This window comes from Olivibacter sp. XZL3, assembly GCF_004368405.1.
Taxonomy (GTDB): Bacteria; Bacteroidota; Bacteroidia; order Sphingobacteriales; family Sphingobacteriaceae; genus Olivibacter.
This window is the reverse complement of the sequence record NZ_SBJH01000032.1, coordinates 25,987-50,168: the sequence shown is the minus strand read 5'-3', so window position 1 is coordinate 50,168 and position 24,182 is coordinate 25,987. Positions and strand designations below refer to the sequence as shown.

Annotated in this window: 13 protein-coding genes; 3 read left to right on the top strand and 10 right to left on the bottom strand. The window is 43.9% G+C overall.

Features of this window, described 5'->3' with window-relative positions:
* Nucleotides 1-100: 100 nt before the first annotated feature.
* The 10 genes from EPX21_RS07960 to EPX21_RS07915 all read right to left on the bottom strand — a co-directional run bounded on the left by EPX21_RS07960 (nt 101) and on the right by EPX21_RS07915 (nt 20,064).
* A complete protein-coding gene (locus tag EPX21_RS07960; RefSeq protein ID WP_134089140.1) occupies nt 101-1,543 on the bottom strand; it encodes an MFS transporter in 1,443 nt (480 codons plus the stop codon).
* Nucleotides 1,544-1,784: 241 nt separating this feature from the next.
* Entirely contained in the window at nt 1,785-3,203 is a 1,419-nt protein-coding gene (uxaC, locus tag EPX21_RS07955) for a glucuronate isomerase (RefSeq protein WP_134089139.1), read from the bottom strand.
* Nucleotides 3,204-3,272: 69 nt separating this feature from the next.
* Nucleotides 3,273-4,916, bottom strand: a complete 1,644-nt coding sequence (locus tag EPX21_RS07950) for a UxaA family hydrolase (RefSeq protein WP_134089138.1) — start codon at nt 4,914-4,916, stop codon at nt 3,273-3,275.
* Nucleotides 4,917-4,920: 4 nt separating this feature from the next.
* Nucleotides 4,921-6,462 carry a tagaturonate reductase gene (locus EPX21_RS07945; protein ID WP_134089137.1) on the bottom strand — a complete coding sequence of 514 codons (1,542 nt, stop codon included), beginning with the start codon at nt 6,460-6,462 and terminating at the stop codon, nt 4,921-4,923.
* A 57-nt stretch (nt 6,463-6,519) separates the two neighbouring features.
* Nucleotides 6,520-8,421 (bottom strand): glycoside hydrolase family 88 protein, encoded by a 1,902-nt coding sequence (locus EPX21_RS07940; protein ID WP_134089136.1) that lies wholly within the window; start codon nt 8,419-8,421, stop codon nt 6,520-6,522.
* 8 nt (nt 8,422-8,429) lie between these two features.
* Nucleotides 8,430-10,061 (bottom strand): glycoside hydrolase family 28 protein, encoded by a 1,632-nt coding sequence (locus tag EPX21_RS07935; protein WP_134089135.1) that lies wholly within the window; start codon nt 10,059-10,061, stop codon nt 8,430-8,432.
* 120 nt (nt 10,062-10,181) lie between these two features.
* A complete protein-coding gene (locus EPX21_RS07930) occupies nt 10,182-11,864 on the bottom strand; it encodes a RagB/SusD family nutrient uptake outer membrane protein (protein ID WP_134089134.1) in 1,683 nt (560 codons plus the stop codon).
* A 29-nt stretch (nt 11,865-11,893) separates the two neighbouring features.
* Nucleotides 11,894-14,995 carry a TonB-dependent receptor gene (locus EPX21_RS07925; protein ID WP_134089133.1) on the bottom strand — a complete coding sequence of 1,034 codons (3,102 nt, stop codon included), beginning with the start codon at nt 14,993-14,995 and terminating at the stop codon, nt 11,894-11,896.
* Between the two features lie 401 nt (nt 14,996-15,396).
* A complete protein-coding gene (locus EPX21_RS07920) occupies nt 15,397-17,061 on the bottom strand; it encodes a RagB/SusD family nutrient uptake outer membrane protein (protein WP_134089132.1) in 1,665 nt (554 codons plus the stop codon).
* A 12-nt stretch (nt 17,062-17,073) separates the two neighbouring features.
* On the bottom strand, nt 17,074-20,064 hold the full coding sequence (locus tag EPX21_RS07915; protein WP_134089131.1) for a TonB-dependent receptor: 2,991 nt from the start codon (nt 20,062-20,064) through the stop codon (nt 17,074-17,076).
* Between the two features lie 231 nt (nt 20,065-20,295).
* Here EPX21_RS07915 and EPX21_RS07910 point away from each other — a divergent pair, with 231 nt between their 5' ends.
* From EPX21_RS07910 to pelA, 3 genes are read left to right on the top strand one after another with little or no spacing between them, the layout of a single operon-like run.
* Entirely contained in the window at nt 20,296-21,294 is a 999-nt protein-coding gene (locus tag EPX21_RS07910; protein ID WP_134089130.1) for a pectinesterase family protein, read from the top strand.
* 59 nt (nt 21,295-21,353) lie between these two features.
* The gene (locus tag EPX21_RS07905; RefSeq protein WP_240768588.1) at nt 21,354-22,937 is read left to right on the top strand and encodes a glycoside hydrolase 43 family protein; all 1,584 of its coding nucleotides are present in this window, start codon (nt 21,354-21,356) and stop codon (nt 22,935-22,937) included.
* Nucleotides 22,938-22,945: 8 nt separating this feature from the next.
* Nucleotides 22,946-23,974: a pectate lyase gene (gene pelA / locus EPX21_RS07900; protein WP_134089129.1), complete on the top strand. Its 1,029-nt coding sequence runs from the start codon at nt 22,946-22,948 to the stop codon at nt 23,972-23,974.
* Nucleotides 23,975-24,182: the final 208 nt, after the last annotated feature.

Below are 24,182 nucleotides of genomic sequence, written 5' to 3'. Positions count from 1 at the left end.
ATGTATAGTCCTCTCTTTAACACGAATTCCTTGACAAAGTTCATAAAAAGAAGAAAGATTATATAATGTTTAAGCGGAAAGTCGTCCGTCCGACCGTCCATTACAGATCCGTTATAGGCGCGTAACGTGGCACCAACGACTTCATAACGACCCACCCAATGATGTAGCATACCGCACAAATGGAGAAGACGATAAAATATCCGGCTTCTATACCGTGAAAGCCCATGAAGGACATGCCCGTTTCTTTACTGTGGTCAAAAAGCATCCCGGATCCTTTATTGATAAAAAACGATCCTACACCCCCTGCCATACCGCCAATACCGGTAATCGTAGCAATTGCTTTTTTAGGAAACATATCGCCCACCGTGGTGAAAATATTCGCGGACCAAGCTTGATGTGCCGCACCGGCAATACCGATAATGATTACCGGCAGCCAATAACTTATATGCCCTAAAGGTTGGGCAAACAATGCCAATAAAGGAAAAAAGGCAAAAATCAACATCGCCCTCATACGCCCTTCATAAGGGTTTATCCCCTTTTTGTCGACAAAGTAAGTAGGTAGCCATCCACCAATTATCGACAACAAGGTGATTAGATATAAGACAAATAGTGGCAATGCACTCTCTGTCGAATCCATTCCATATACTGAGCTCAGGTATGCAGGTGTCCAAAAAAGAAAGAACCACCATACGCCGTCTGTCATAAACTTACCGAAGGCGAAAGCCCAGGTTTGATTGTATTGCAAACACTTCACAAAAGAAGCTTTATCGGAAGTTTCTTCCACATAGTCGACAAGTTTTCGATCATTTATCAAATCCTGTTGAATGTAGTCGAGCTCAGCTTTGCCGACCCGGGGATGTACCTCAGGCTTATGATACATAAACAGCCAGAAGCCCATCCATATAAAACCCAGGGCACCGATAATGATAAAGGACATTTCCCATCCATAGGCTTCTGCAATAAAGGGGATGGAAACGGGAGCTGCTAGGGCGCCGACCGTTGCCCCGGCGTTGAAAATACTGGTAGCAAAAGCGCGGTCTTTTTTTGGAAAGTACTCAGCAGTCGCCTTTATCGCGGCCGGAAAATTACCTGCTTCGCCAATTGCCAGCACGAGCCGCGCAAAAACGAACAAGCTGACACTTACCGAAATGATCTTTGCCGAATCATCCACCAAAGCCAGTGCTTCCTTGGCACCTTCAAAGCCCAAAAACCAGTTGCCCGTTAACATTCCTGCAGTCGCAATGCCACAAAATGCATGTAGACAAGCGCCTATTGACCAAATTCCTATTGCCCATAGGAATCCTTTCTTGGTATCCAACCAATCCACAAATCTTCCTGCAAACAAAAGAGATGCCGCGTAAAAAATAGAGAACAGCGCCGTTATATTACCATAATCGTTATTGGTCCAATTAAATTCGGGGGCAATAAAATCCTTCCAGGTTAACGAAAGAACCTGTCTGTCTAAATAATTAATGGTCGTAGCAAAAAACAACAGCGTGCAAATGGTCCATCTGTATTTACCGATCGTCTCTGTAGAATTCATGATTTATGGCAATAATGTTAATTAGGTTAAAAGAAAACGTTTGCACATTCAAACGTTCCGTTAGTTAACTACAATAATATTAAATTTTACCAATATTCTTGAAGATTTTATGAACTAAATAAGTGTTTGCTTTAGGCTATATACAATAAGCTGTATGCTATAAGCTTAAATCTTAAAACCTTTCCCTAAGCCTTATTCCATAAGCCGTGGGCTTTAGGCCATAAGCCTTACACCTTAAACCTTACTCCTTCTCCTCTTTCGGCCAATTAAAATAGTTTGCCGCATTATGGTAGCAGATATCTTCAATCACCTTACCGATCCAAGGCAGATTATTCGGTAATTCCCCTTTTTCTACTTCTTCGCCAAATAAATTACAGAGAATCCGTCTGAAGTATTCATGGCGCGGATAAGATAAAAAGCTGCGTGAATCTGTCAGCATCCCAACGAAGCGACTGATCAGCCCCATATTAGATAAGGCATTCATTTGCTTAATCATCCCATCTTTCTGATCGAGAAACCACCAACTTGAGCCGAATTGTATTTTGCCGGCCGAAGATCCATCGTTAAAATTTCCGATCATGGTGGCCATTAATTCATTGTCGGCCGGGTTCAGATTGTAAAGAATCGTCTTTGCTAATTTATCTTGACGGTCTAACTTATCTAAGAATCCCGCGATCGCCTTCCCTTGCGGGAAATCGCCAATTGAATCCCAGCCCGTATCGGGCCCTAAACGCTGCATCATTCGTGAATTATTGTTGCGTAAAGCACCCAAATGATACTGTTGTACCCATCCCTTTTCGTGATCCCATTCCGCAAAATAAGTCAGCATTACAGAACGGAACTTATTGTGTTCCTCCTTTGAAATGGGCGTCCCTTCCAAGGCTTTCAAAAAGATCGTGTTGATATCTTCCAACTCATAGGGTTCATTATAAACCTCTTCTAAACCGTGATCCGAAACACAACAGCCATTCTCAGCAAAATAATCATGTCTCGCTTTTAAGGCCTGTAAATAATCGTCGAAATTCTCGACCCGCATTTCCGAAACGGCGCTCAGCTTTTTCACATATTGCTGAAATCCCGATAAGTTCGAAAGATTCATGGCATTATCCGGTCGGAACGCCGGCAGTACACGGATTTCAAAACCTTCCTTTTTCAGTTGTTGATGGTACTCCAAAGTGTCCGTCGGATCATCTGTCGTGCAGACAATCCGTACGTTCATTTTTCGCAAAAGGCCCCTTACACTATATTCCGGCTTTTTAAGCAAGGCACTGGCCTCCTCATATATTTCTTCTGCCGTGCTTGCATCTAAAATTTTGTCGATTCCAAAATAGCGTTTCAATTCGAGGTGTGTCCAATGATACAGTGGATTTCTTAATGTATAGGGTACCGTTTCCGCCCATTTCAAAAATTTCTCCCGATCGCTGGCGTCTCCCGTACAGTAGCGTTCGTCTACACCATTCGTACGCATAGCCCGCCATTTATAATGATCGCCATACAACCAAACCTGCGTAATATTCTCAAACTGCGCATCTTCCGCTATCTGTTGTGGTGACAGGTGGCAATGGTAATCGATAATGGGCATCTTTGCCGCATGTTCATGATATAATATTTGAGCAGTGTTACTCTCTAATAAGAAATTTTCATCTAAGAATTTTTTCATATTCGTGTGTTTTAGGTAGCGGGCTATATGCTTTATGCTCGCTCCTACCAATAACTAAATAACTAACATCTACAAAGATACCCCTCGTTTCCACGGAATGAAGTCGTCTTGATTTAATTGTACCGCTTTCGGAATCACTTCACCACTTGCTGCCCGGATACAATATTCCAAAATGTCCTCGCCCATTTGCTCTATCGTTTTTTCACCCGCTATAATCGGCCCACAGTCGATATCAATAATATCGGCCATCCGTCGGGCCAAGTCGGAGTTCGTAGCCACTTTAATAACCGGACAGATTGGATTCCCCGTAGGTGTTCCTAACCCTGTTGTAAATAAAATCAGTGTCGCGCCACTTGCCGCCTTTCCGGTTGTTGCCTCCACATCGTTTCCGGGCGTACATACTAAACTCAAACCAGGCTTAACAGCTGGTTCGGTGTAATCCAAAACGTCTTCCACGGGTGCGGTTCCGCCTTTCTTCGCGGCGCCATTACTTTTAATAGCGTCCGTAATCAATCCATCTTTAATATTGCCGGGAGAAGGGTTCATATGGAATCCCGAACCTGCATTTTCAGCCGCTTGACTATAGGCGCCCATGAGCCTTATAAACTTCTTTGCAGCCTGTTCACTCTTCGTGCGATCGATCAGATTCTGTTCAGCACCACACAGCTCCGGAAACTCTGCCAGTAGCACTTTTCCGCCTAGTGCCACCAGCAAATCAGCACAATAGCCGACGGCTGGATTGGCAGAAATACCACTAAATCCATCGCTGCCACCACATTTTACACCGATAGTGAGTTTACTGAGCGGGGCAGGCTTTCTTTCCAACTTATCAGCTTCTACCAAACCGATGAACGTTTGTCTGATTGCTTCCGTAATCATTTGCTCTTCACTTTTCGACTGCTGTTGTTCAAAAACATGCAAAGGTTTATCGAAGTTTGGATTGCGTGCTTTCAGATCGTTTAAAAAATCCTGTACCTGCAAATTTTGGCATCCCAAGCTCAGAACCGTTACGCCGGCAACATTCGGGTGATCAGCATAAGCCGCCAAAAGCTTGCTTAATACCGCCGCATCCTGACGAATACCCCCGCAGCCACCTTGGTGATTCAGAAACTTAATCCCATCCACATTTTTAAAAACCCGATCAGTTGGCACCCAAGCTTCCTGCATATCCAGGTTGAGCGATGCTATATCTTTACCTTGCTGATACCATTCTTTTAATAAATGCGCCTTCCTCTTGTATTTATCTGTCACGGCGTAGCCCAATTCGTTGTGCAAGGCTTCTCTTATGACATCCAAGTTTCTGTTCTCGCAAAATACCGTCGGTATGAAAAGCCAATAATTGGCGGTTCCCACGTCGCCGTTGGATCGGTGATATCCATTGAAGGTCCTGTTGGCGAATCTCGACACATCCGGTGCCTCCCAATGGTAATTATAGGGACGAAACGCATAAGGTGCAGCAGCGTGTTTCAAGTTGTCGGTACTCATTCGTTCGCCCACTTTCACCGGGTATTGCGTTTTCCCAACCAGCGTCCCGTACATCAATACGTCCGCCCCTGTGTCCAAATCTTGCGTATAAAATTTATGTTTCGCGGGAATGTCTTCCTTTAGCAGATAGTTTGCTGCCTGATAAACGATTTGTTCTCCCTGCCGCAAATCCTGCAGCGCTACCAATACATTATCTTTCGGATGTATTTTTAAAACCCTTGCTCCCATAAAATCAATTCAGCTGACCGTGTGTTTTATTATTAACAACGTCTTCTACTACTTTCATTACGTCATTATCTTTCAATAAGGTGAGATAGCTTAACACCTTTTCCTTAAACCCTGGAAAGTTTAACTTTTCCTTCCAAAGGCGCTGATCATATATCACCGTTTCTACCAATTGAGCAGGCTCTTTATGCCAAAGTCCTTCAAACAAGGAAGCCTGTTCATCGTTGATGGTATAGTAACCTTTGTTGTTAATATATCCCTTATAGCTATTATCAATACTTCGCTTTCCTTTCATAAAGCGTAAATAGGCGGCAAAGCCCAAGGCCATAAGCTCGGGCGCTACGCCGAAAGCTTCATAAAAGCTTTTTATAAGTGCAACGTTACGCATTTCCATTTTGGATGTATAATTCAACGTAATATTAATCCATTTATGATCAAGGGATTGATTCCGAAAACGATCTAACACTTTTTCGGCGAAAATTGTTGCTTCTCTTGCTTCTATCCCACCCCTTGATACAACGGCCGGAACGATCTCCTCCATTAATAAGTTTTTAACGAAGGTCTCCAAAACGGGGTCAGTCATAGCCGCTTTCACCGTTTCGCAGCCGGCTAAAACAGCTAATCCACAAGAAAAAGTGTGCGTACCATTGAGTAAACGCAATTTTAACTCTTTAAACTTGGTAATATCCTCACTAATAACCAATCCATCATCCACCGTACTAAACGATAGGATTTCTGCTACCTTGGGATCTTTTCCTTCAATTGCCCAAAGTCTAAAGGGCTCAGCCATAATCATCAGCTCATCCCGATAGCCCAAGCGTTCCTGCATTTTTTGATGCTCGTCGTAGGGCAATTTCCCAGGGACGATACGATCGACTAAGGTATTGCAAAAGTGATTGGCGTCTTCGAGCCAGTTCAAAAATGTAGCGCTTAATTGATGTCGTTTTGCCAATCTCAAAACCACTTCTTTCAATTTTTTCCCGTTATCAGAAATCAATTCAGTTGGCAAAATAACCATTCCCGCTTCTTCGTCGTTACCGAAACGTTGAAAGCGCTTATATAAAAAAGCCAACAGCTTGCCCGGATAACTATGCGGTGGACTCAACATGATGTCATCATCCTCGTCATAACTGATGCCGACTTCTGTGGTATTCGAAATAACGACCCGTAATTGCGGTTCTTCTGCGTAACGCAATATTTCATTCCATCGGTCTGAAGCGGCTAACACTTCCTTAATGGAAGCATTAATACTAATGTCTTCTACTTCCTTTCCATTATCGATTCCCTTCACGCAAAGGGTGTACAATCCATCCTGTTCTTCAAAACTATCTGTTTTGCCACTCGATGTAGATTTCACCACTACAATTCTCCCATTAAAGACGCCCTGCCTATTTGCCTTATCGATAAAATAATCAGGTAAACCTCTCAATAATACGCCCGTACCAAACTGTAACACCTTTACGGGCAACTCTTCCCGATTGGCTACAGGTCCCTGAACTTCCACAGGTAGCACCGCCTTTTGCAGAAAGTTGTTATTTAAACGTTCCATTTATATACTAGTCTTCTTCCTTATAAACTATTCTTTAATTAGCTACTTTCTGTGCTGCTATTTAAGCAACCATTTTACCCAATCATGTGCTGCAGCAAAATTCTGATATTCGGCCGGCAGTTTTCGTCCGTCCAAATACTCATTGTAAATCCAGGGGTCGCCCAAGGCAAACACTTTCCCTTTTCCGTATTTACTGATTGCCATTACATTCAAACCCTTGACTCCCACAATAGGAGTTGCAGGCGCATATACGCGAAGGGAACTCACCTCTTTAATGTAAAGCTTGTATGGATTTTTGAATATGGGGTTTGCTTTATCCGTGAACACTGCGCCCTGCTCAAATTGATCCCTTTTCACCATAAGGTGATTATCTTCGTTAAATTGAACACCAAAACGGCGAGCCAATTCATTGAAGTGCGTAAACTCGGCGTTGCCTGCATCGTTTCCCAGCAAGACGAGTGTACCTCCCTTTTTCACCCACTTTGTAATTACATCAATTTCTGTTGCCTCTAGAAAATGTGGGTTTGCAGATTCCTTTTCTGTATCGGGATCTACAATAATATATACATCCGCATTCCGGAGGTTTTCTTCGGTTGGCTTTACCGGCAGAGAGTCCGTCAGCGCGCCATAGGAGCGAAAAATATAGCCTAACAACGAATAACCGCCATTGTCTTGCTCTTCCCACGTATAGTGATAGCGTTCCTGTTGACTAAGTATATTTTTTCTCGTCTCCCGATTGTAGTAATAATCAAGCAACACCTTTTTCCCCTTAGCAAACTGCAAGTTAGGCACCATCTCCATTTCAACGGCACATTGTATAAAAGCACCGATACCTTTGGGGTCGTTTTGAATAACCGGTTCACTCATGTAGTAATCAAAGGAGCCATCGCGATACGGTTTTCCACCTAAGCCGGAAACTTTCACCGTACCGTTTAAATTGACGTTGCCCTGCGCATCTTTTTCAATAAATTCTTCCAAGATGCCAGCATAACCTTTTTCGGCATTTTTCAAAAACTTAGCAGGTAAATACCCTAAACGGACACCTTTCGCTAAGGTATAGACCATCATGGAAGAGGCAGAAGCTTCGGGGTAATTGCCCTTTCTCTCGGGCAGATCCGTTACCTGATACCAAAGTCCATTGGCTTGTTGAAATTTTGTTATCGCATTAGCATATCGATTCAAAATAGCGATGATGCTGTCTCTGCCGGGATGAGTTTTGGGAAAATGGTCCAGTACATCCACCATCGCCATTCCGTACCATCCAAGAGCCCGACTCCAGAAATGGGGTGATCTGCCCGTTTCCTTATCCGCCCACTGCTGTTCTTTCGATTCGTCCCAACCGTGGTATAATAAACCAGTTTTTTCATCCCGCGTATTTTTCTCTATGAGAACAAATTGCCGACTAATATCATCAAAGGCCTCAGGTTCGTTAAACAACTTCGCATATTCGGCATAAAAAGGTTGCCCCATATACAAGCCGTCCAACCATACCTGATGCGTATAGATTTTCTTATGCCAAAAGCTGCCTTGTTTCGTTCGCGGGTGTGTATCCAACTGCTTCCTCAAGTGCTGAACGGCCTTTAGGTATTTTTCCTTGCCAGTTACCTGATAGAGGAACAGTAGAATCTTTCCATTATTGATGAAGTCGATATTATAGTCCTCCATCTTATAAGCGTTGATGGTACCATCTTCCTGCACATAATGATCCATCTTATGCTGAATATAATCGAAATAGCGTTTATTAGCCGTGTTCTTCCAAACACCCTCTACTCCTTTTAGAATTACGCCTAAATCGTAACTCCATTTAGCCGGCTGGTCTTTTTCCAATGTAAAAGCATCCGGCCAGAGCCGCATAGCCGTTTGGGTCATAAGCTCACTGTATTTTGCTTCCTGCCCATGTACATTAAAAACGCTTATCATGAAGGAGAGCAGCAAAAGCCCCTTGAAAATCCGAATCATTCTTTATCTTAATTAATGTTTATCATGTTTTTATTTGCCCCGAAGTCGGCCTTTATAATTGGCTTTGCTCCTTTTAGACCTTGCACCTTTATAGCTGCGCTACGCGCTCCTTGTAGATGAAAAGTATCTGCATTTTTCACTTCTATCTGACCTAAATTTACACGGTTGCTATTTAAGATGTAGGCGATTTGCTTAGAATTATTGTCGATCTGTAACTTGACGTCCTGCAAAGTGATATCTGATGCTTCCTGTATGTCGATGCCTTGTTGAGCAATCATGTCGAGTTTATTCAGCTGAATGTTCTGTATGTGCATTTCGGGCAAGCCTCGGATAAAAACAGCTTTAGCTGCCCCGTCGCAAAGAACATTATTGATATAAATGTCCTTAAACTGCGGTGTCTCTTCGGTAACCGGTAAAACCTCCACTTTAGGTGGTTCACGGTGTTCCCCGCTGAGCACAATAGGATCCTTTGCTTCATAATACATATCGAACAAAATCGCTTCGCCCGGGATATCTTTCATGAATATATTATTGATGTGTACGTTTTCAACTACGCCACCTCGTCCACGAGTAGTTTTGAAACGCAAGCCGATGTCTGTTCCGATAAACGTACAATTGTCAACATATAAATTTCTTGCGCCACCGCTCATCTCACTTCCCACTACAAATCCGCCATGCGCATGATAAACCATGCAGTTTCGTACCCATAGATTTTCCGTTGGCATGCCACGTTCCCGACCAGCCTCATTTCTACCGCTTTTAATACAGATAGCATCATCGCCTACATCAAATGTGCTTTGTTCGACCAGTACGTTTTTACAGGACTCAATATCCAAGCCGTCTCCATTTTGGGAATACCAAGGATTACGCACATTAATATTCCGTATGGTTAAATCACTGCTCATTAAGGGGTGGATATTCCAAGCAGCTGAGTTTTGGAACGTTACACCCTCCAATAAAATACGCTCACATTTCTCGAGTAGAATCATATTTGGTCTCAAATAGTCCTTTATGTCCTGATAGAACTTTGTATTCTTTCCTTTATCCACGAGTCCTGGGTCCTTAAGAGAAGCCCCTTTCAGCGAGCTTTGGGAAGGATACCAAATATCTCCTTTTTCATTCAGGACGCCACCCGAACTTATAAGCTTTTTCCATTGCGTTTCTGTCATTTTCGCCTTTTTTACCATTCGCCAGGCGTCTCCATTCCCATCAATAATTCCCTTTCCGGTAATTGCTATATTTTGTTGATTCAGTGCCCAAATAGGCGATTGATTCCGCATTTGCGGAATTCCCTCCCAGCTGGTCTGTACCAACGGATATTGCGAAAAATCCTTTGTAAACTGCAGCAATGCATTAACCGCCAAGTGCAAGTTTACATTGCTTTTTAAGGTAATAGGCCCCGAAAGCCAAACACCTGCAGGAATTAGGACCACACCTCCGCCCCTACTATGTGTTTGATCAATAGCTTGATTAATCGATTCCGTATTTAAATGACCTCCGCCGGAAATCGCGCCGAAAGCAGTGATAGATACCGTATCCTTTTTAAAAGTAGGTAATGAGACAGTTGGTTCAGTAAGTTTTTGGGCGAAGGCGCCATGAGCAAAAATTAAAAGTATAGCAGTTTTCAGTATCTTATTCATAAAGCATTATCAAGGTATCAATCGGTTATGCCCATACAATTCTAAGGCTATCCGCTAATGTTTTCAAACATTTAAAGGTCTTTATTTGCGCAATCGTTACCGATAACGATTGCGCTGTTTTTATCTGGCCTCGTATCCGGGGTTTTGTTGGATTTCAGCTTCATTGAGATCAATGGCGTCCTGCGGAATTGGCCGTAAAATTTTGTCTTGGCCGTCCGGCCCTCTAAAGGCTCGATCGACGCCGATCCGCTTGATATCGTAGTTATATTTGGCACAAAATTCTTTCAATTTACCTGTTCTTCTCAATTCAGGCCATCTTAAATATTCACCGGCAAACTCCTTCGCACTTTCAATCAGATAGGCATCTAACGCCTGACTTTGGCCAGCGGCTGTGGCAATGTCTATATTCGGGCTCAACCGTCCGCCGTCTTTCGCGTTCCCTGGTCTGTCTAATACAGCCTGTACATAAGTTGCCGCACTGGCGAAATCATTCAATCCAATACAGGCTTCCGCATAAAGAAAATAAGTCTCGGCCAAGCGTGCCAATACGATGTCGCGCACACTGGCCGTTTGTTGAAAAATAGTGCGGGTTTGCGGACTATCGAATTTTTTAATCACCGGCGTACTCATATCCGCGTCATAAAAGGCACGATAAGCTTCTTCATCGTACTTAAACGGATAGTAGCGAAAGTTGCTCGCTATTTGTCCCTGGTGCTGATTTGCCCACGCTAACGAATCGACGCTTGTATATTCCCGTCCCCAAACACGCGGATAATAAGCTCGAATGAGTATAGAAGATTTATCTTTACTTTCATCGTAATAATCAAAATATTGATCATAGATGGTCAACATGAAGGTAGCATCATAGCGTGCATCATTCTCCCCATAAAACATATGGAGGTTCCAGGAAGGGTATAATTGAGCACTCATGTACTTATGATTTAGCTCTGCGCCTCCTAAGTAGGGACCAAAGATGCCCTGCTGGTTATTTCCATCGGTGGTGGAAGCAATCGATTCCAAATCGTATTGTACGGCAAAGATCACCTCATCATTATTTTCATTATAAGGGCTCCATAGTTGTTCAAATGGGATAGTGATTGTCTTTCCATTGATTGCATCCAAGGCATAGCTCTTTGCTTGTTCGAAATCGCCGGCTTGTTTTAAGTCCCATGCTCTGGTGAGGTATACCTTTGCTAAATAATGGTTTATCGCCGTTTTATTGACACGTGCTTTGGCGGTACCGACGGCAGGAAGAGCCGCTTCCATTTCTCCGATGACAAAGGCATAACATTCTTCCAATGTATTTCTTGGCATATTTAACCGTGGTTCAAAAGTAGCTTCTGTATTAATAAAGATGCCGCCAAACTGTTCCACCAAAAGAAAGTGATAAAAAGCGCGTAGAAAGCGTAACTCAGCAAGGTAAGTTGCTTTTTTATCCGCATCAATTTCGGCTATATCATTGTAGAAAATAGCCATATTGACTGTCTGAATAGCCCTATAACATAGCTGGTAGTAATCTTTTACGTAGGAGTCTGTTGGATAGAGCTGCTCGTATTCCTGTATGGACCGGTCGCCCGTGCCTCTCGCCCGTTGGTACATATCCGTACCGGCTACTAACAGCCAAGGTGTTAAGCGGAAAGTTTCTCGCAACGATGAATACGAGGCGGTTATCAAGGTTTCGTAACCAGCTTCGGTCCGATAAAACTCCTCGTTCGTAATGCCTCCTTTGTTATCTTCCTCTAAGAATTTCTTACATCCACTCAGTGATAAGGTAAGAACTACATATATTAAAATTCGCTTCATGATCTTTCTATTAAATCGTCGATTATCAACTAGAATTTAAGATTTACACCCAACTGATAAGTAACCGTACTCGGGCCGTTACCATTCTGCAGCGAGGTTGTGGCATATTCGGGATCCCAGCCTTCATATTTGGTAAAAGTGAAAGGATTAAGGACGTTAAGATATACCCGCAGCTGACTTATTTTCACTTTTGATAACATGCTACTTGGTAAAGTATAACCGAGGATAATGTTTCTTATCTTCACGAAAGAGGCATCTGTATATTGTCCGTTATTGCCATAATAGGGCCCAGCATTATTAATAGCGGGATTTTTTGCATTTTCATTTCCTGCGGCTGGCGACCAGGTAGCAGAAGGTGAGCCATCCTCTTTTGTGCCCCAATTCGTCCAATCGTAGCGATCGATACCGCTGGGAACGAAATAGTCAAACCTAATTTTGGGCCGGCCACGTTGGGTGTTCCCTGGGCCAAATTCTTCTAAAAATCGATCTTGTACAAAAATCCCTTGACGGGTAAACAAATCAACCGATAAATCCCAGCTTTTATAATTAAAAGTTGACCGAAGATTCGCGGTCCATTTTGGATTAGGACTACCCAAAATTACGCGATCATTAGCAGCATTAATAATGCCGTCGCCATTAATATCCTCCACACGCGCCTGGCCAGGTTGCTGCCCCCATCGTGCTGCTTCCTCCGCTTCATCAGATTTCCAAACACTCACTACACGGTAGTCGTAAACCACCTCAATAGGTTGTCCAATGAACCGTTGTTCACCCATCACATCTTCCCTCTTACCGTAAAGAGACTCAATCGCGTTTTTATTATGCGCGAAATTTAAGGAGGTAGTCCATTGAAAGTCAGGCGTACGGATGTTAGTCGAATTTAGAGAAATCTCAATCCCTCGGTTGCTGACTGAACCGATATTATCCGTCATGGTCGCGACACCGGATTCGATGGCTAACGATCTGCTCATTAACAAACCATCAGACAGCTTATCGTACACATCAACCGATCCGTAAAGTCGCTGATTGAAGAAACCGAAGTCCAAGCCAAAATTTAGCTCCCGAGTCTTCTCCCAAGTGATGGCGGGATTAACCGGATATCCAGGCCGTAAGCCCGAAACCGCATTTCCATCGCCAAAATCATACCATATCAATTCGTCGGTAATCGGTGTCTGCATGGATCCATAAGGGCTGATTCCATTATTATTCCCCGAATAACCAAAACTAAATCGGGCTTTTAAATCTGACAGCCAGTCGCTTTTCATGAAGTCTTCCTCGGACAAGCGCCAGCCGAGGGCGAAGGACGGAAAAGAGGCCCATTTATCGGCTAACTTAGAACTGCCGTCATAACGGATTGTCCCTGTAACAAGGTACTTCCCCTTATAATCATAATTCACGCGGGCCGCATAAGAAATTAAGCCAGACTCATTATATGATGTTAATGAATTATCGCGCATTAGCGTACCTGTGAATAAATTATACCACTGCGAATCGTAGGGTAGATTTTGCGTAGCCGCTTGAATTCGTTCAAACCGTGTTTTATAGAAACTATTGATGAAGGTGGCATTCAAATTATGATCGTTATTGAAGGTTTTATTATACGTCACCTGATTATCCCAGGTATATTCCAGGCTCTCATCGTTTTGCTGATAAGCCTCACTTTGATTTCGGTTTCCGGGAACAATATCATAGTACTGACCAACCCGTTCGCGGGTAAACCGTGGCATGAAGGTACTCTTTATCGAAAATCCATCGAAGAGATTTACCTGTGCATAAGCACTTGCTAACACATCATATCTTCTAGACTCCTGATTTCCACTATTAATTTCCTGCAACGGATTTGGGGAGCTCGTGAAATTTCCGCTGCCCTGAATCGATTCGGCGATGCCGGGTTGCTGAATAAGGTTACCTTCCTCGTCGTAAGCCTTTAAGATGGATGGCATACGCATTATATCCCGATAGCCATATTGACTACCCTGATTGGTAACGGTATGGGACAGATTGATTGTACCTCCTGCAGAAAAGAATTTGGATCCCCGGTGATCGATACTTAACTTCATATTATATCGCTTCAGGTCCTCATTGATGAAATTACCTCCTTCATTCTGATAGCCCACACCAAGATTGTAGGCCAGATCACTTGAACTGCCACCAATATTTACATAATGATTTTGCTGATGCCCATCTTGCGTACCTAACGCGAGCCAATCTTCATAATCTTCATCAAATAAACGTTGTTCCAATAGCGGACTACGCTGTAACACGGAATTTCTGTTGGCCTGTGTTAATTCATACTGGCCTAGGCTTGTATTGTAAGTGTAATAAGCGGAAGTACGGAAGTCAACCCACTCGCGTCCACTCATGAAGTCGGGCAACCGGGTAATTTTGCGAATACCATAAAAGCCATCGTAGCTGACGCTCATCCGCGAACCCTGATTGCTACCGGCATTTTTTGTTCGAACGATTACAACGCCATTTGAGCCGCGCGAGCCATAAATAGCCGTCGAAGAGGCGTCCCGTAATACATCAATCTGTTCGATATCGGCCGGATTCAGAAAGTTAATATCGCCCATCACCACGCCGTCTACGACGTACAATGGGCTTCCGCCTGCCAAAGAATTTTGCCCACGAATCTGAATGTTAAATCCCCCGCCGGGTTTTGTCGAGGTTGAACTGATATCAACACCGGGAACCGAGCCCTGCAAGGCGGCCATGGCGGATGTTGTTCCCCTCGCTTTTAAGGTTTCGGAGCTCACCGACCCAACTGCACCGGTAAGGTCTCCTTTCTTCATCGTACCATAACCCACCACCACCACCTCATCTAAGCCGGTAGCATCTTCTTCCAAGGTAATCGTCAGATTCTGTTGTCCTTTAATCGGGATTTCCTGCGTTTTGTAACCTAGGTAGGTGACTGTTAATACGGGATTCTGTGTATTGGGAAAGGTTAAGTTGAATACTCCCAAATCATTTGTACTTGTGGTCGTACTTGTTCCTTTTACGGCTACCGTTACTCCGGGCAGCGGCTCTTGTGCTGTGTTGACAACTTTTCCGGAAATCGACCTTGTTTGGCCCAAGGAAGAAAAAAAACCGAAAAATAAGAGCCCTAAAAGCGTCCATAATTTTTTAGTCATAATGGTTCTAATAAGTTAATAGAATGGTGGATTTAATTGGTTTTCGACCATAAGCCGTTGACGGGCCAATGACCTTGTACAAGTGTACACACTTAAAGAAAGATATCGTACAAAGGATTCGATAAAAAACTACGCAATCGTTGCCGGCAACGATTGCGTAGTGATTTGAGCGTTAGGCCATAGCAAGATGCTGTAGGCTTTATTATCGTTTATTTAAAGTATCAAAGACATAAGTATCAAGATGTTCAGCAATAAGCTAAGCTTATTCATCACTGGTGTCTATCCTCATCACGTAAATTCCATACAGATGCGCCGGCTCCGCTCGACATGATCTTGGTGCTACCGCCACTACTATTATCGCATTACATTGCTAGTTCACTACTTAAAAACTCTTCCACTCTTTACTGATAGCCGGGATTTTGGGTAAACTCGCTTTTATTCGTTACCGCATCCAGTTGATTTTGAGGAATAGGACGCAACAAATGATAATCCCGAAAAAAGGCGGTCGCATGCGGATTAAATTGCTGGAGATTTTCGCTCAATTTTCCAGTGCGTTTTAAATCGAACCATCGCATTTGTTCGCCGGCAAACTCTCTTGCTCGTTCCTCCAATATAAAATCCAGCGTTACATCCGAGGGGGAAATAGCCATTTCTGCTTGAAGCCCTTCTTTGGCAGCACGCTGGCGAATGGAATTTAGATAGCTTGCCGCTTCCTCGTTATTACCGGTTTTAAAAGCGGCTTCAGCCACTATCAAGTACATTTCGGCTAGTCGAATAACAAAAGCATCCCGCACACTCTGCGCTTCGTTTATACTTCCGCGGGTATCATCCATGAACTTTTTAAGTGAGATATAACGTAACCGATTCTTCGATGAGCCATCCGTATTATAGATATCACCATCATCATAGATCGTATAATTTTTGGCAGTCCGAACGGACGCCGGAACGGAGTACTTTGAAATAAATACCGCAGTATCTCCTACATTCATTCCTGCCGGTCTTCCCGATGCATTCGGTTGATTGCAATACCATACATTTTGAAACGAAGCTTCGAACCTGCTGTCTATATTTTCGTTAAAAAGATACAACAGATAACGGGATGGCTGATAGCGATTAAAAGGCCTGCCATATTCCAGGCTTCTGATCACACCCGGCTGATCGTCATACTTCATAAGGAAGAGCATATGCGCGCTGTTTGACCCGCGGTTATCCCCATTGGGATACACATTGTCATCCTGCATATCATTATCATTCAAATTAGACGAATAGTTCACCGCGTAAACAATTTCGCTGTTTTGCTGGTTGTCCATCCTCCATAGGTCTGCATAATTTGGGAGCAAGGAAAAACCATAATCATTGATCACCTTCTTTGCCAAGGCGCCTGCTTCGGCATCCATTCCTCTGGTTAAATATACCCGCGCCAAAAAAGCTTCTGCTGCCGGTTTAGTTACTCGTCCGTAATCGGAAGTGGATGGCGCCAAGTTATCAACAGCAAAGCGCAAGTCTTCTATGATTAAGTTGTAAAAATCATCAACGCTTGATTTGCTTGCTTCTGTAACCACGCCCACAGTCTCTTCTGTTGTCAGATGTACGCCACCCCAAGTTTCTACGATGTGGTAGTAATAAAAGGCACGTAGGAATCGAAATTCGGCTGTTCTTTGTATTTGGAGCGCCTCGTCCATTCCCGAATCTCCTACTCTCGCAATACCAGCGTTGCACACATTAATAGCTTTATAGAAGTTCGACCATACTTCTTGCAGCGCACCATTGGTAGCCTGTAAATTTTGATAAGTCGTTAAATCCGGATAAACGTCCCCTGCACCGTTGGTCCACAAATCGGTACCCGTTTCTGCTATATTATAGCCCCTTTCTTTTCCATACCACCAACGTTGATAACTATAGGCTGCATTAACCAAGGTCTCAAAACCTTTAGGGGTCGTATACAAAGTTTCGTCGGTAATCCCACTAAGGTTCTCCTCGTCGAGCATTTTTTTACAGGAAGTCAGCCCGGTTGTTATGATCAGGGCCGCAAATAAAGCTGCTTTATAGATAGTTCTAAAAATCATGGTGTTTGCCTTTTAAAAGTTAACATTAATACCTGCTACAATCAAACGCGTTAAAGGAGCCGATTCCCCGCCTCCACGCTCCGGATCGTATCCATTAATGGTTTTCGTCCACATTGCTAAGTTTCTACCCGAAACGTACACCTTCAATTTAGCTAAGCCCCATTTATCCGTAAGAGAAGCAGGTAAGGTGTACCCTAGGGTAACATTTCTCAACTTTACGAAAGAGCCATCAGTATAGCCCAAGGTAGAAGTATAGAGCATACTTGTTCTACTTAAATTGGCATTGGGCCGTGGCCATTCGTTGCTGGGATTTTCAGGGGTCCAATAACTTATGTCGGCCGTGCTATTTTCAACGGCTTGCGGGTCATAGCGGGTGAGGTAATTGGCGTTGATCATTTGCCCGATACGGGCAAAAATATTAATATTCAAATCAAAGCTTTTGTAGCTAAAATCGTTATTCCATCCCAAGCTCCATTTGGGTACTTGTGAACCAACCACCACGCGATCTCCGTCGGCAGTAATTACGTCGTCGCCGTTTTGGTCCCTCACTCGGATGTCTCCCGGGCTCTGCCCATAGGCCGCTGCCAGACCTTCTTCGCCCAATTGCCAAATGCCGAGCTTTTCGTAATCGAAATACGAATTAACGGGATAGCCAACAACCACATACCGTGAATCCAAGCTGATTACATCTTGATTGTCGATCAGTTCTTTCACCTTTTCGATATTTTTGGTAAACGATACGGTACTATTCCATTTAAATTGGTCGTTGCTGATCGGAGCCGCATTTAACATAAACTCAATACCTTTATTTTCCGTTTTACCAATATTTTGCGTGACGAAAGAATAGCCAGAAGTAGGTGGCAGGATTCTATCGAGCAATAAATCGCTCGTACTGGTGTGATAGAGTTCTAAGGTACCGTTTAGTCGTCCTTTGAACAGTCCAAAGTCCAAACCGATATTGGTATTAGCCGATTTTTCCCAACCTAACTGGGGGTTCCGCGAATTGTTTGGAAAACCGTATCCCGGAGCCGACGCGTCGCCATAAGCAAAGGGTATTCGGGTAAGCGTACTCTGAGATGAATAAGCAACGACTGAAGAGTTGCCGGAGACACCATAACTTGCCCGCAATTTAAGATCGCTAAACAACGACTGTTCTTTCATAAATCCTTCATCAACAATGCGCCAAGCGCCCGCTACAGAAGGGAAAAAGTCCCACTTATTACCTACAGCCAATTGACTAGCACCGTCCGTCCGCGCCGTTAGTGTCAACAGGTATTTCCCTTTATACCCATAATTTACCCGAGCGGCATACGATAGTAGTTTTGTTTCGGTATAAGCGCTGGTTATAGCGAGGTTTTGCGTATTCGAGCCGAGGTTATAAAAGAAATTATTGTCTAATAATTGATTTTCCCCTTGCGCTGTCGCATTCTCGGTATCATTATAAAGGTATTCACTGATACCCGTTATACTGAAATCATGTTCACCGAAACTCTTTTGGTAATTCACAATTGCTTGCCAGTTATAGCCCAAGCCATTGTTCGTCACATAGGTAGCGCGTGAATTCGCACCGTTGCGACGGATCGAATAGGAACCTTCATACAAACCGTCCCGCAAATTGGACAGATTTACCGCAAAATTACCGCGGATGCTCAATCCTTCGACTGGTTTTAATTCAGCGAAAACCGTCGGGAAAACGCGAAGTGTCTTTACATTGTTTTTGTAGTTACCAGGCTGCTCATCGGCCAAAGGATTAATTGCTCCTCCTTGTCCCGGATAAATAATATAATTGCCTTCTGCATCAAAAGGCGTATTGAGCGGACTGATCTTATTAGCCTGATTAAGCGGATCGGCACGTTTATTTTGGTCATAGTAGGTTAGCTGAGTTTGGGTCCCGACTTTCAGCGTATTGGTCACCTGATAATCCAAGTTTAAGCGGGCGGTATAACGTCGGGCATCGTCCATCTCAAATAGCCCTTTTTCATTAAAGAAATCAAGCGAGAAGTAAGACGTTAATTTCTCTGTACCGCCGGAGATGTTCAACTGATAATCCTGTTGATGCCCTGTTCCTAATAACATATCCGCATAATCGGTAGAAACATTGTTTTCAATGAAACCGAGTTGCTCGTTACTGAAAATTTTGGCATCATCGGCCGGACTGTTCCAAACGCCCGTAGTGCGATAAGCTTCCCTACGTAAAGCCACATATTCCTGACCATTCATAACGCGCGGATAGCCTGCTACCTCTTGCACCCCGTAGTAAGCGTTGAAAGACACCCTCGGTGCACCGGATACTCCACGCTTGGTGGTGACGATGATTACGCCATTGGCCCCTCTTGAACCATATATGGCTGTGGAGGAGGCGTCTTTGAGCACTTCCATGCTCTCAATATCATTGGGGTTGATATCCTGAATGCTGGAATATTGCATCCCGTCTACAATAAAGAGTGGACCGTTTCCTGCGGTAATGGAGCGATTGCCTCTCACAGTAATGCTCACACCCGATGTGGCAGAACCACTTTGCCGCACAATATCTACTCCAGGTGCTTTTCCCTGCACCGATTCCATTACATTGGTAGTAGGTAATTTTGTTAACTCTTCACGCGCTACTGACGTGACGGCTCCTGTGAGGTCCCTTTTCTTAACTGTACCGTAGCCGATTACAACCACTTCATCTAGATCGGTTGCGTCTTCCTCCAACACAATGTTAGGTAACCGTTTTGGTGCATCTATTGATATTTCCTGAGGTTTATATCCTACATAATTAAAAACCAAGGTAGCTGGTATACTGGGCAGCGCCAAGCTGAATTCCCCTTGATTGTTTGTACTTGTACCTGTGTTGGTTCCTTTCGCCAGCACACTTACAGCAATTAAAGGCAGACCTTCTTTGTCGACCACCTTCCCGGTAACCGTTCTATTTTGCCCAACGGTATTAGACAGGTTAATCGCAGTTAGACAAAAAAACGTAATAAAAAAGCTGTTGATTCTTTTAGGTAGTTTCATCATTTTGGTTAGCTAGTATTAATTTTGGCTTGTGATTTTAATTGCTTAGCATCTGATTCGCAAGTATAGAATTATCCAAGCGCATTTCCAACGTTGGCATCCATTGAAATTTACGCAATCGATCCCGGAAACGATTGCGTAAAAATTATCGTTCTGCCCTGCTAGCATTATAAAAATTCTCCCTATTCTTGTCCTACGGACCAATCAGAAAATCCATCACCTTCCTATAATTTTATGAAGAGGATCGCACTATTGATTATTATATTCGGCTGTATATTTCATCATCCGATTTTTTCTCAAACCATTTATCCGGATCGGTTTGTTGTTAGCCAAGAGGGTGACGGCGACTTCCGTACGATTCAGGAAGCGGTCAATGCCGTGCGCGACTTATCACAGCAACAGGTTCGGATTTATATCAGAAAAGGTATATATAGAGAAAAGATAGTTGTCCCTTCTTGGAAAACGAATATTTCTTTCATTGGAGATGGTACCGGGCAAACGATCATTACCAACGCAGACTATTCGGGGAAGACCTATACGGATACGGTTGATCCCTTTGGAAAAAAAGCCTTTACAACCTATAATTCGTATACGGTCTTGGTGCAAGGAAATGATTTTACCGCTGAAGGGCTGACCATACAAAACACGGCAGGCCGCGTTGGCCAAGCAGTGGCTTTACATGTTGAAGCGGATCGGGTTGTCATAAAAAACTGCCGGCTCTTGGGGAACCAAGACACACTCTATACAGCCACGGAAAATAGTCGGCAATACTACCTCGATTGCTATATCGAAGGAACTACCGATTTCATATTTGGACAGGCTACGGCAGTTTTTCAGCGTTGTACTATTCATAGTTTAAGTAACTCTTATATTACAGCAGCATCCACCACACCGCGACAAGCCTTCGGCTTTGTCTTTTTAGATTGCAAGCTTACTGCAGATAAAGAAGCAACGAAAGTATATCTCGGCCGACCGTGGCGCCCTTATGCCAAGACAGTCTTTATACGCTGCTATATGAGTCAACATATCCTCGCGCAAGGATGGGATAACTGGCGGAATTCGGCGAATGAATCCACCGCTTACTATGCAGAATATCGAAGTGAGGGGCCGGGGGCGAATGCCCGAGCTCGGGTTAACTGGAGCAGGCAATTAACAGCCGAAGAAGCGGCACATTATGAACCCAGCAAAATATTCAATTATCAGGATGCTTGGCATCCTACAAATAGCCAGTAATCATGACAATGCTACGAAATACGTGCCTTTTATCCTTATTACTAATCACCTGCTCTTGCATGCTGTCAATAGCGCAAGAGAAGCCCTATGTTTCCCAGGTGTGGCGAGCCGATCAGGGCGATGGCACCTATAAAAACCCGGTACTAGACGCCGATTATTCCGATCCCGACGTTATCCGCGTGGGCGAGGACTTCTACATGACGGCTTCGAGCTTTGATGCCATACCGGGCTTACCGATCTTACATTCCAAGGATTTAGTAAACTGGCAAATTATTGGTCATGCGCTTAAGAGACAGCCGCCCTTCGATCACTTCTCAAAAACGCAACACGGTAATGGCGTTTGGGCACCTTCCATCCGTTATCAGCAAGGTAAGTTTTATATCTACTACGGCGATCCGGATTTTGGTATCTATATGATTAAGACGAAAGACCCGGCCGGTGACTGGGAGGAACCGGTGTTGGTGGAAGCGGGTAAAGGGATAATTGATGTTTGTCCTTTATGGGATGAAGATGGCCAGGCTTACATTGTATATGCCTATGCAGGTAGTCGCGCCGGTATCAAAAGTATCATAGCCATCAAGAGGTTGAGTGCTGATGGCACAAAAACGCTGGACGAAGGTACGATTGTCTATGATGGGCATGCTTTAGATCCTACTATTGAGGGACCTAAATTTTATAAGCGGAACGGTTATTATTATATTATGGCACCTGCCGGTGGCGTCGCCACGGGCTGGCAACTCGCCCTACGTTCAAAAAACATCTACGGTCCTTACGAGAGACGTGTAGCCATGGCACAAGGGAACACGAATATCAATGGACCGCATCAGGGCGGTTGGGTAGACACGCAAAATGGTGAAGATTGGTTCCTTCATTTCCAGGATAAAGACGCTTATGGGCGAGTGGTGCATCTTCAACCCATGCAATGGGTAAACGACTGGCCTGTTATAGGGAAGGATGTGGAAGGAAAAGGAACCGGTGAACCGGTTTTATCCCATAAAAAACCGAATGTTGGGAAAAGCTATCCCATACAAACACCTGTTGAAAGTGATGAGTTTAATGATCGAACAATGGGCAAACAATGGCAATGGCAAGCCAATCCGAAGGCCACTTGGTCGTTCTTCTACCCTGAAAAAGGGGTATTGCGACTTTATACCCAGCAGGCTCCGGACAGCGCTCGCAATCTCTGGGATGTTCCAAATATATTATTACAAAAATTCCCTACGGAAGTATTTACGGCAACAACGAAGGTCAGCTTTACGCCAAACGAAAAGATAAAAAATGAAAGAACCGGTTTGATAATTATGGGCCAAAGCTATGCCCATTTAAGCCTGAAAAGCAAACAAGAGGGCATCGTCCTTGTGTACGGAGAAGCGAAAGACGCGCATAAAGGCGCTGCAGAAAAGGAAACCGTTATCCAGCCCATAAAAACAAACACCGTATTTCTTCGTGTTCAGGTAAAGGCCGGCGCCGAATGCCGATTTAGTTATAGCGAAGACGGAAAAACGTTTAAAAGCATCGACGCGGTGTTCCGGGCAACTCCCGGACAATGGATCGGGGCAAAAGTGGGGCTGTTCAGCACGCGCGACCGCCAAATTAACGATTCGGGCTGGGGCGATTACGATTGGTTTAGAATAGAAAAATAAATAGGCCTATGTTGAAACATTGTCGATGGATCCCTTTAATCTTCTTACCTTGCTTCTTCTGTTTTGCCCAAGGACAGGAGAAAACGGATGCGATAGCTGAAAATATATTACGGCTACAACGCAATTATGGTGGCTGGTCAAAATTCCTCGACAAACGAAAGGTAAATTATAATCGTGTATTTAGTCCCTCGGAAATCACTTTGGCTAAGGCTCAAAAAGGCCTACAAGATGCTACCATTGACAATAACGCTACAAGCAGCGAGATCCGTTACCTAATAAACGCCTACCGCAAAAGCGGAAATCAGCGGTATCTGAAAGGAGCTGAAAAGGGTATTGACTACCTCTTGCAGGCTCAATACCCCAACGGCGGTTGGCCGCAATATTATCCCGACACCCATCTTTATCGATCGCAGATCACCTATAATGACCGCGCGATGATCAACGTCTTGCGCATTATGCAAGACATTGTCGCCAACAAAAACGGCTTCGATGTGTTGGAAGCAGTCTATAAGGAAAAAGCACAAAGAGCAATTACTAGCGGCATTGCTTGTATACTAAAAACACAAGTAACCATAGATGGAGAAAAGACAATATGGGCCGCGCAGTACGATAAGGAAAACCTGCTGCCTGCTAAAGCCAGGGCTTATGAATTACCGTCACTGGCCACGGCAGAATCAAGCGATATTTTGCTTTTTTTAATGGAGCAACCATATTCAAGCGCTTTGGTAGAAGCCATTGAAGCAGGCGTCAAGTGGTTCGCTGCACATAAGATAGAGAATAAAGAAGCCGTGCTTATTGAAAACTCAATCCAATCAAGCGGAAAAGACCGGGTTTTGGTTGATAAACAGGGCGCTACGTGTTGGGCTCGTTTTTATGACCTCAAAAAGCAAGAGCCTTTATTCGCCGGCCGAGATGGCATCCCGCACCGAAGCCTCTCAGCCATTGAGAATGAGCGCCGTGTAGGCTACGCTTGGTACGGGAACTGGGGAGATAAAGTAAATAAGGCTTATAAAAAATGGAAATTAAGAGATTTTTAATGAGGCTTGAATATTGCAAGACGAACAGCCGTGCAGTGCTTTTCTGCTCGTTGCATCGATATCCTCCAAGGCCGTTTGAGCACTTCGAAACAGTGATGCTTTCAACAGCGTTTGAAGCTATTCAAGATTATTCGTATCTTTGTACTCCCCTCCAGCATAATTTTCATTTATTTTCAAATTAAAGTTTGGCGAACCCACATTAAATCCG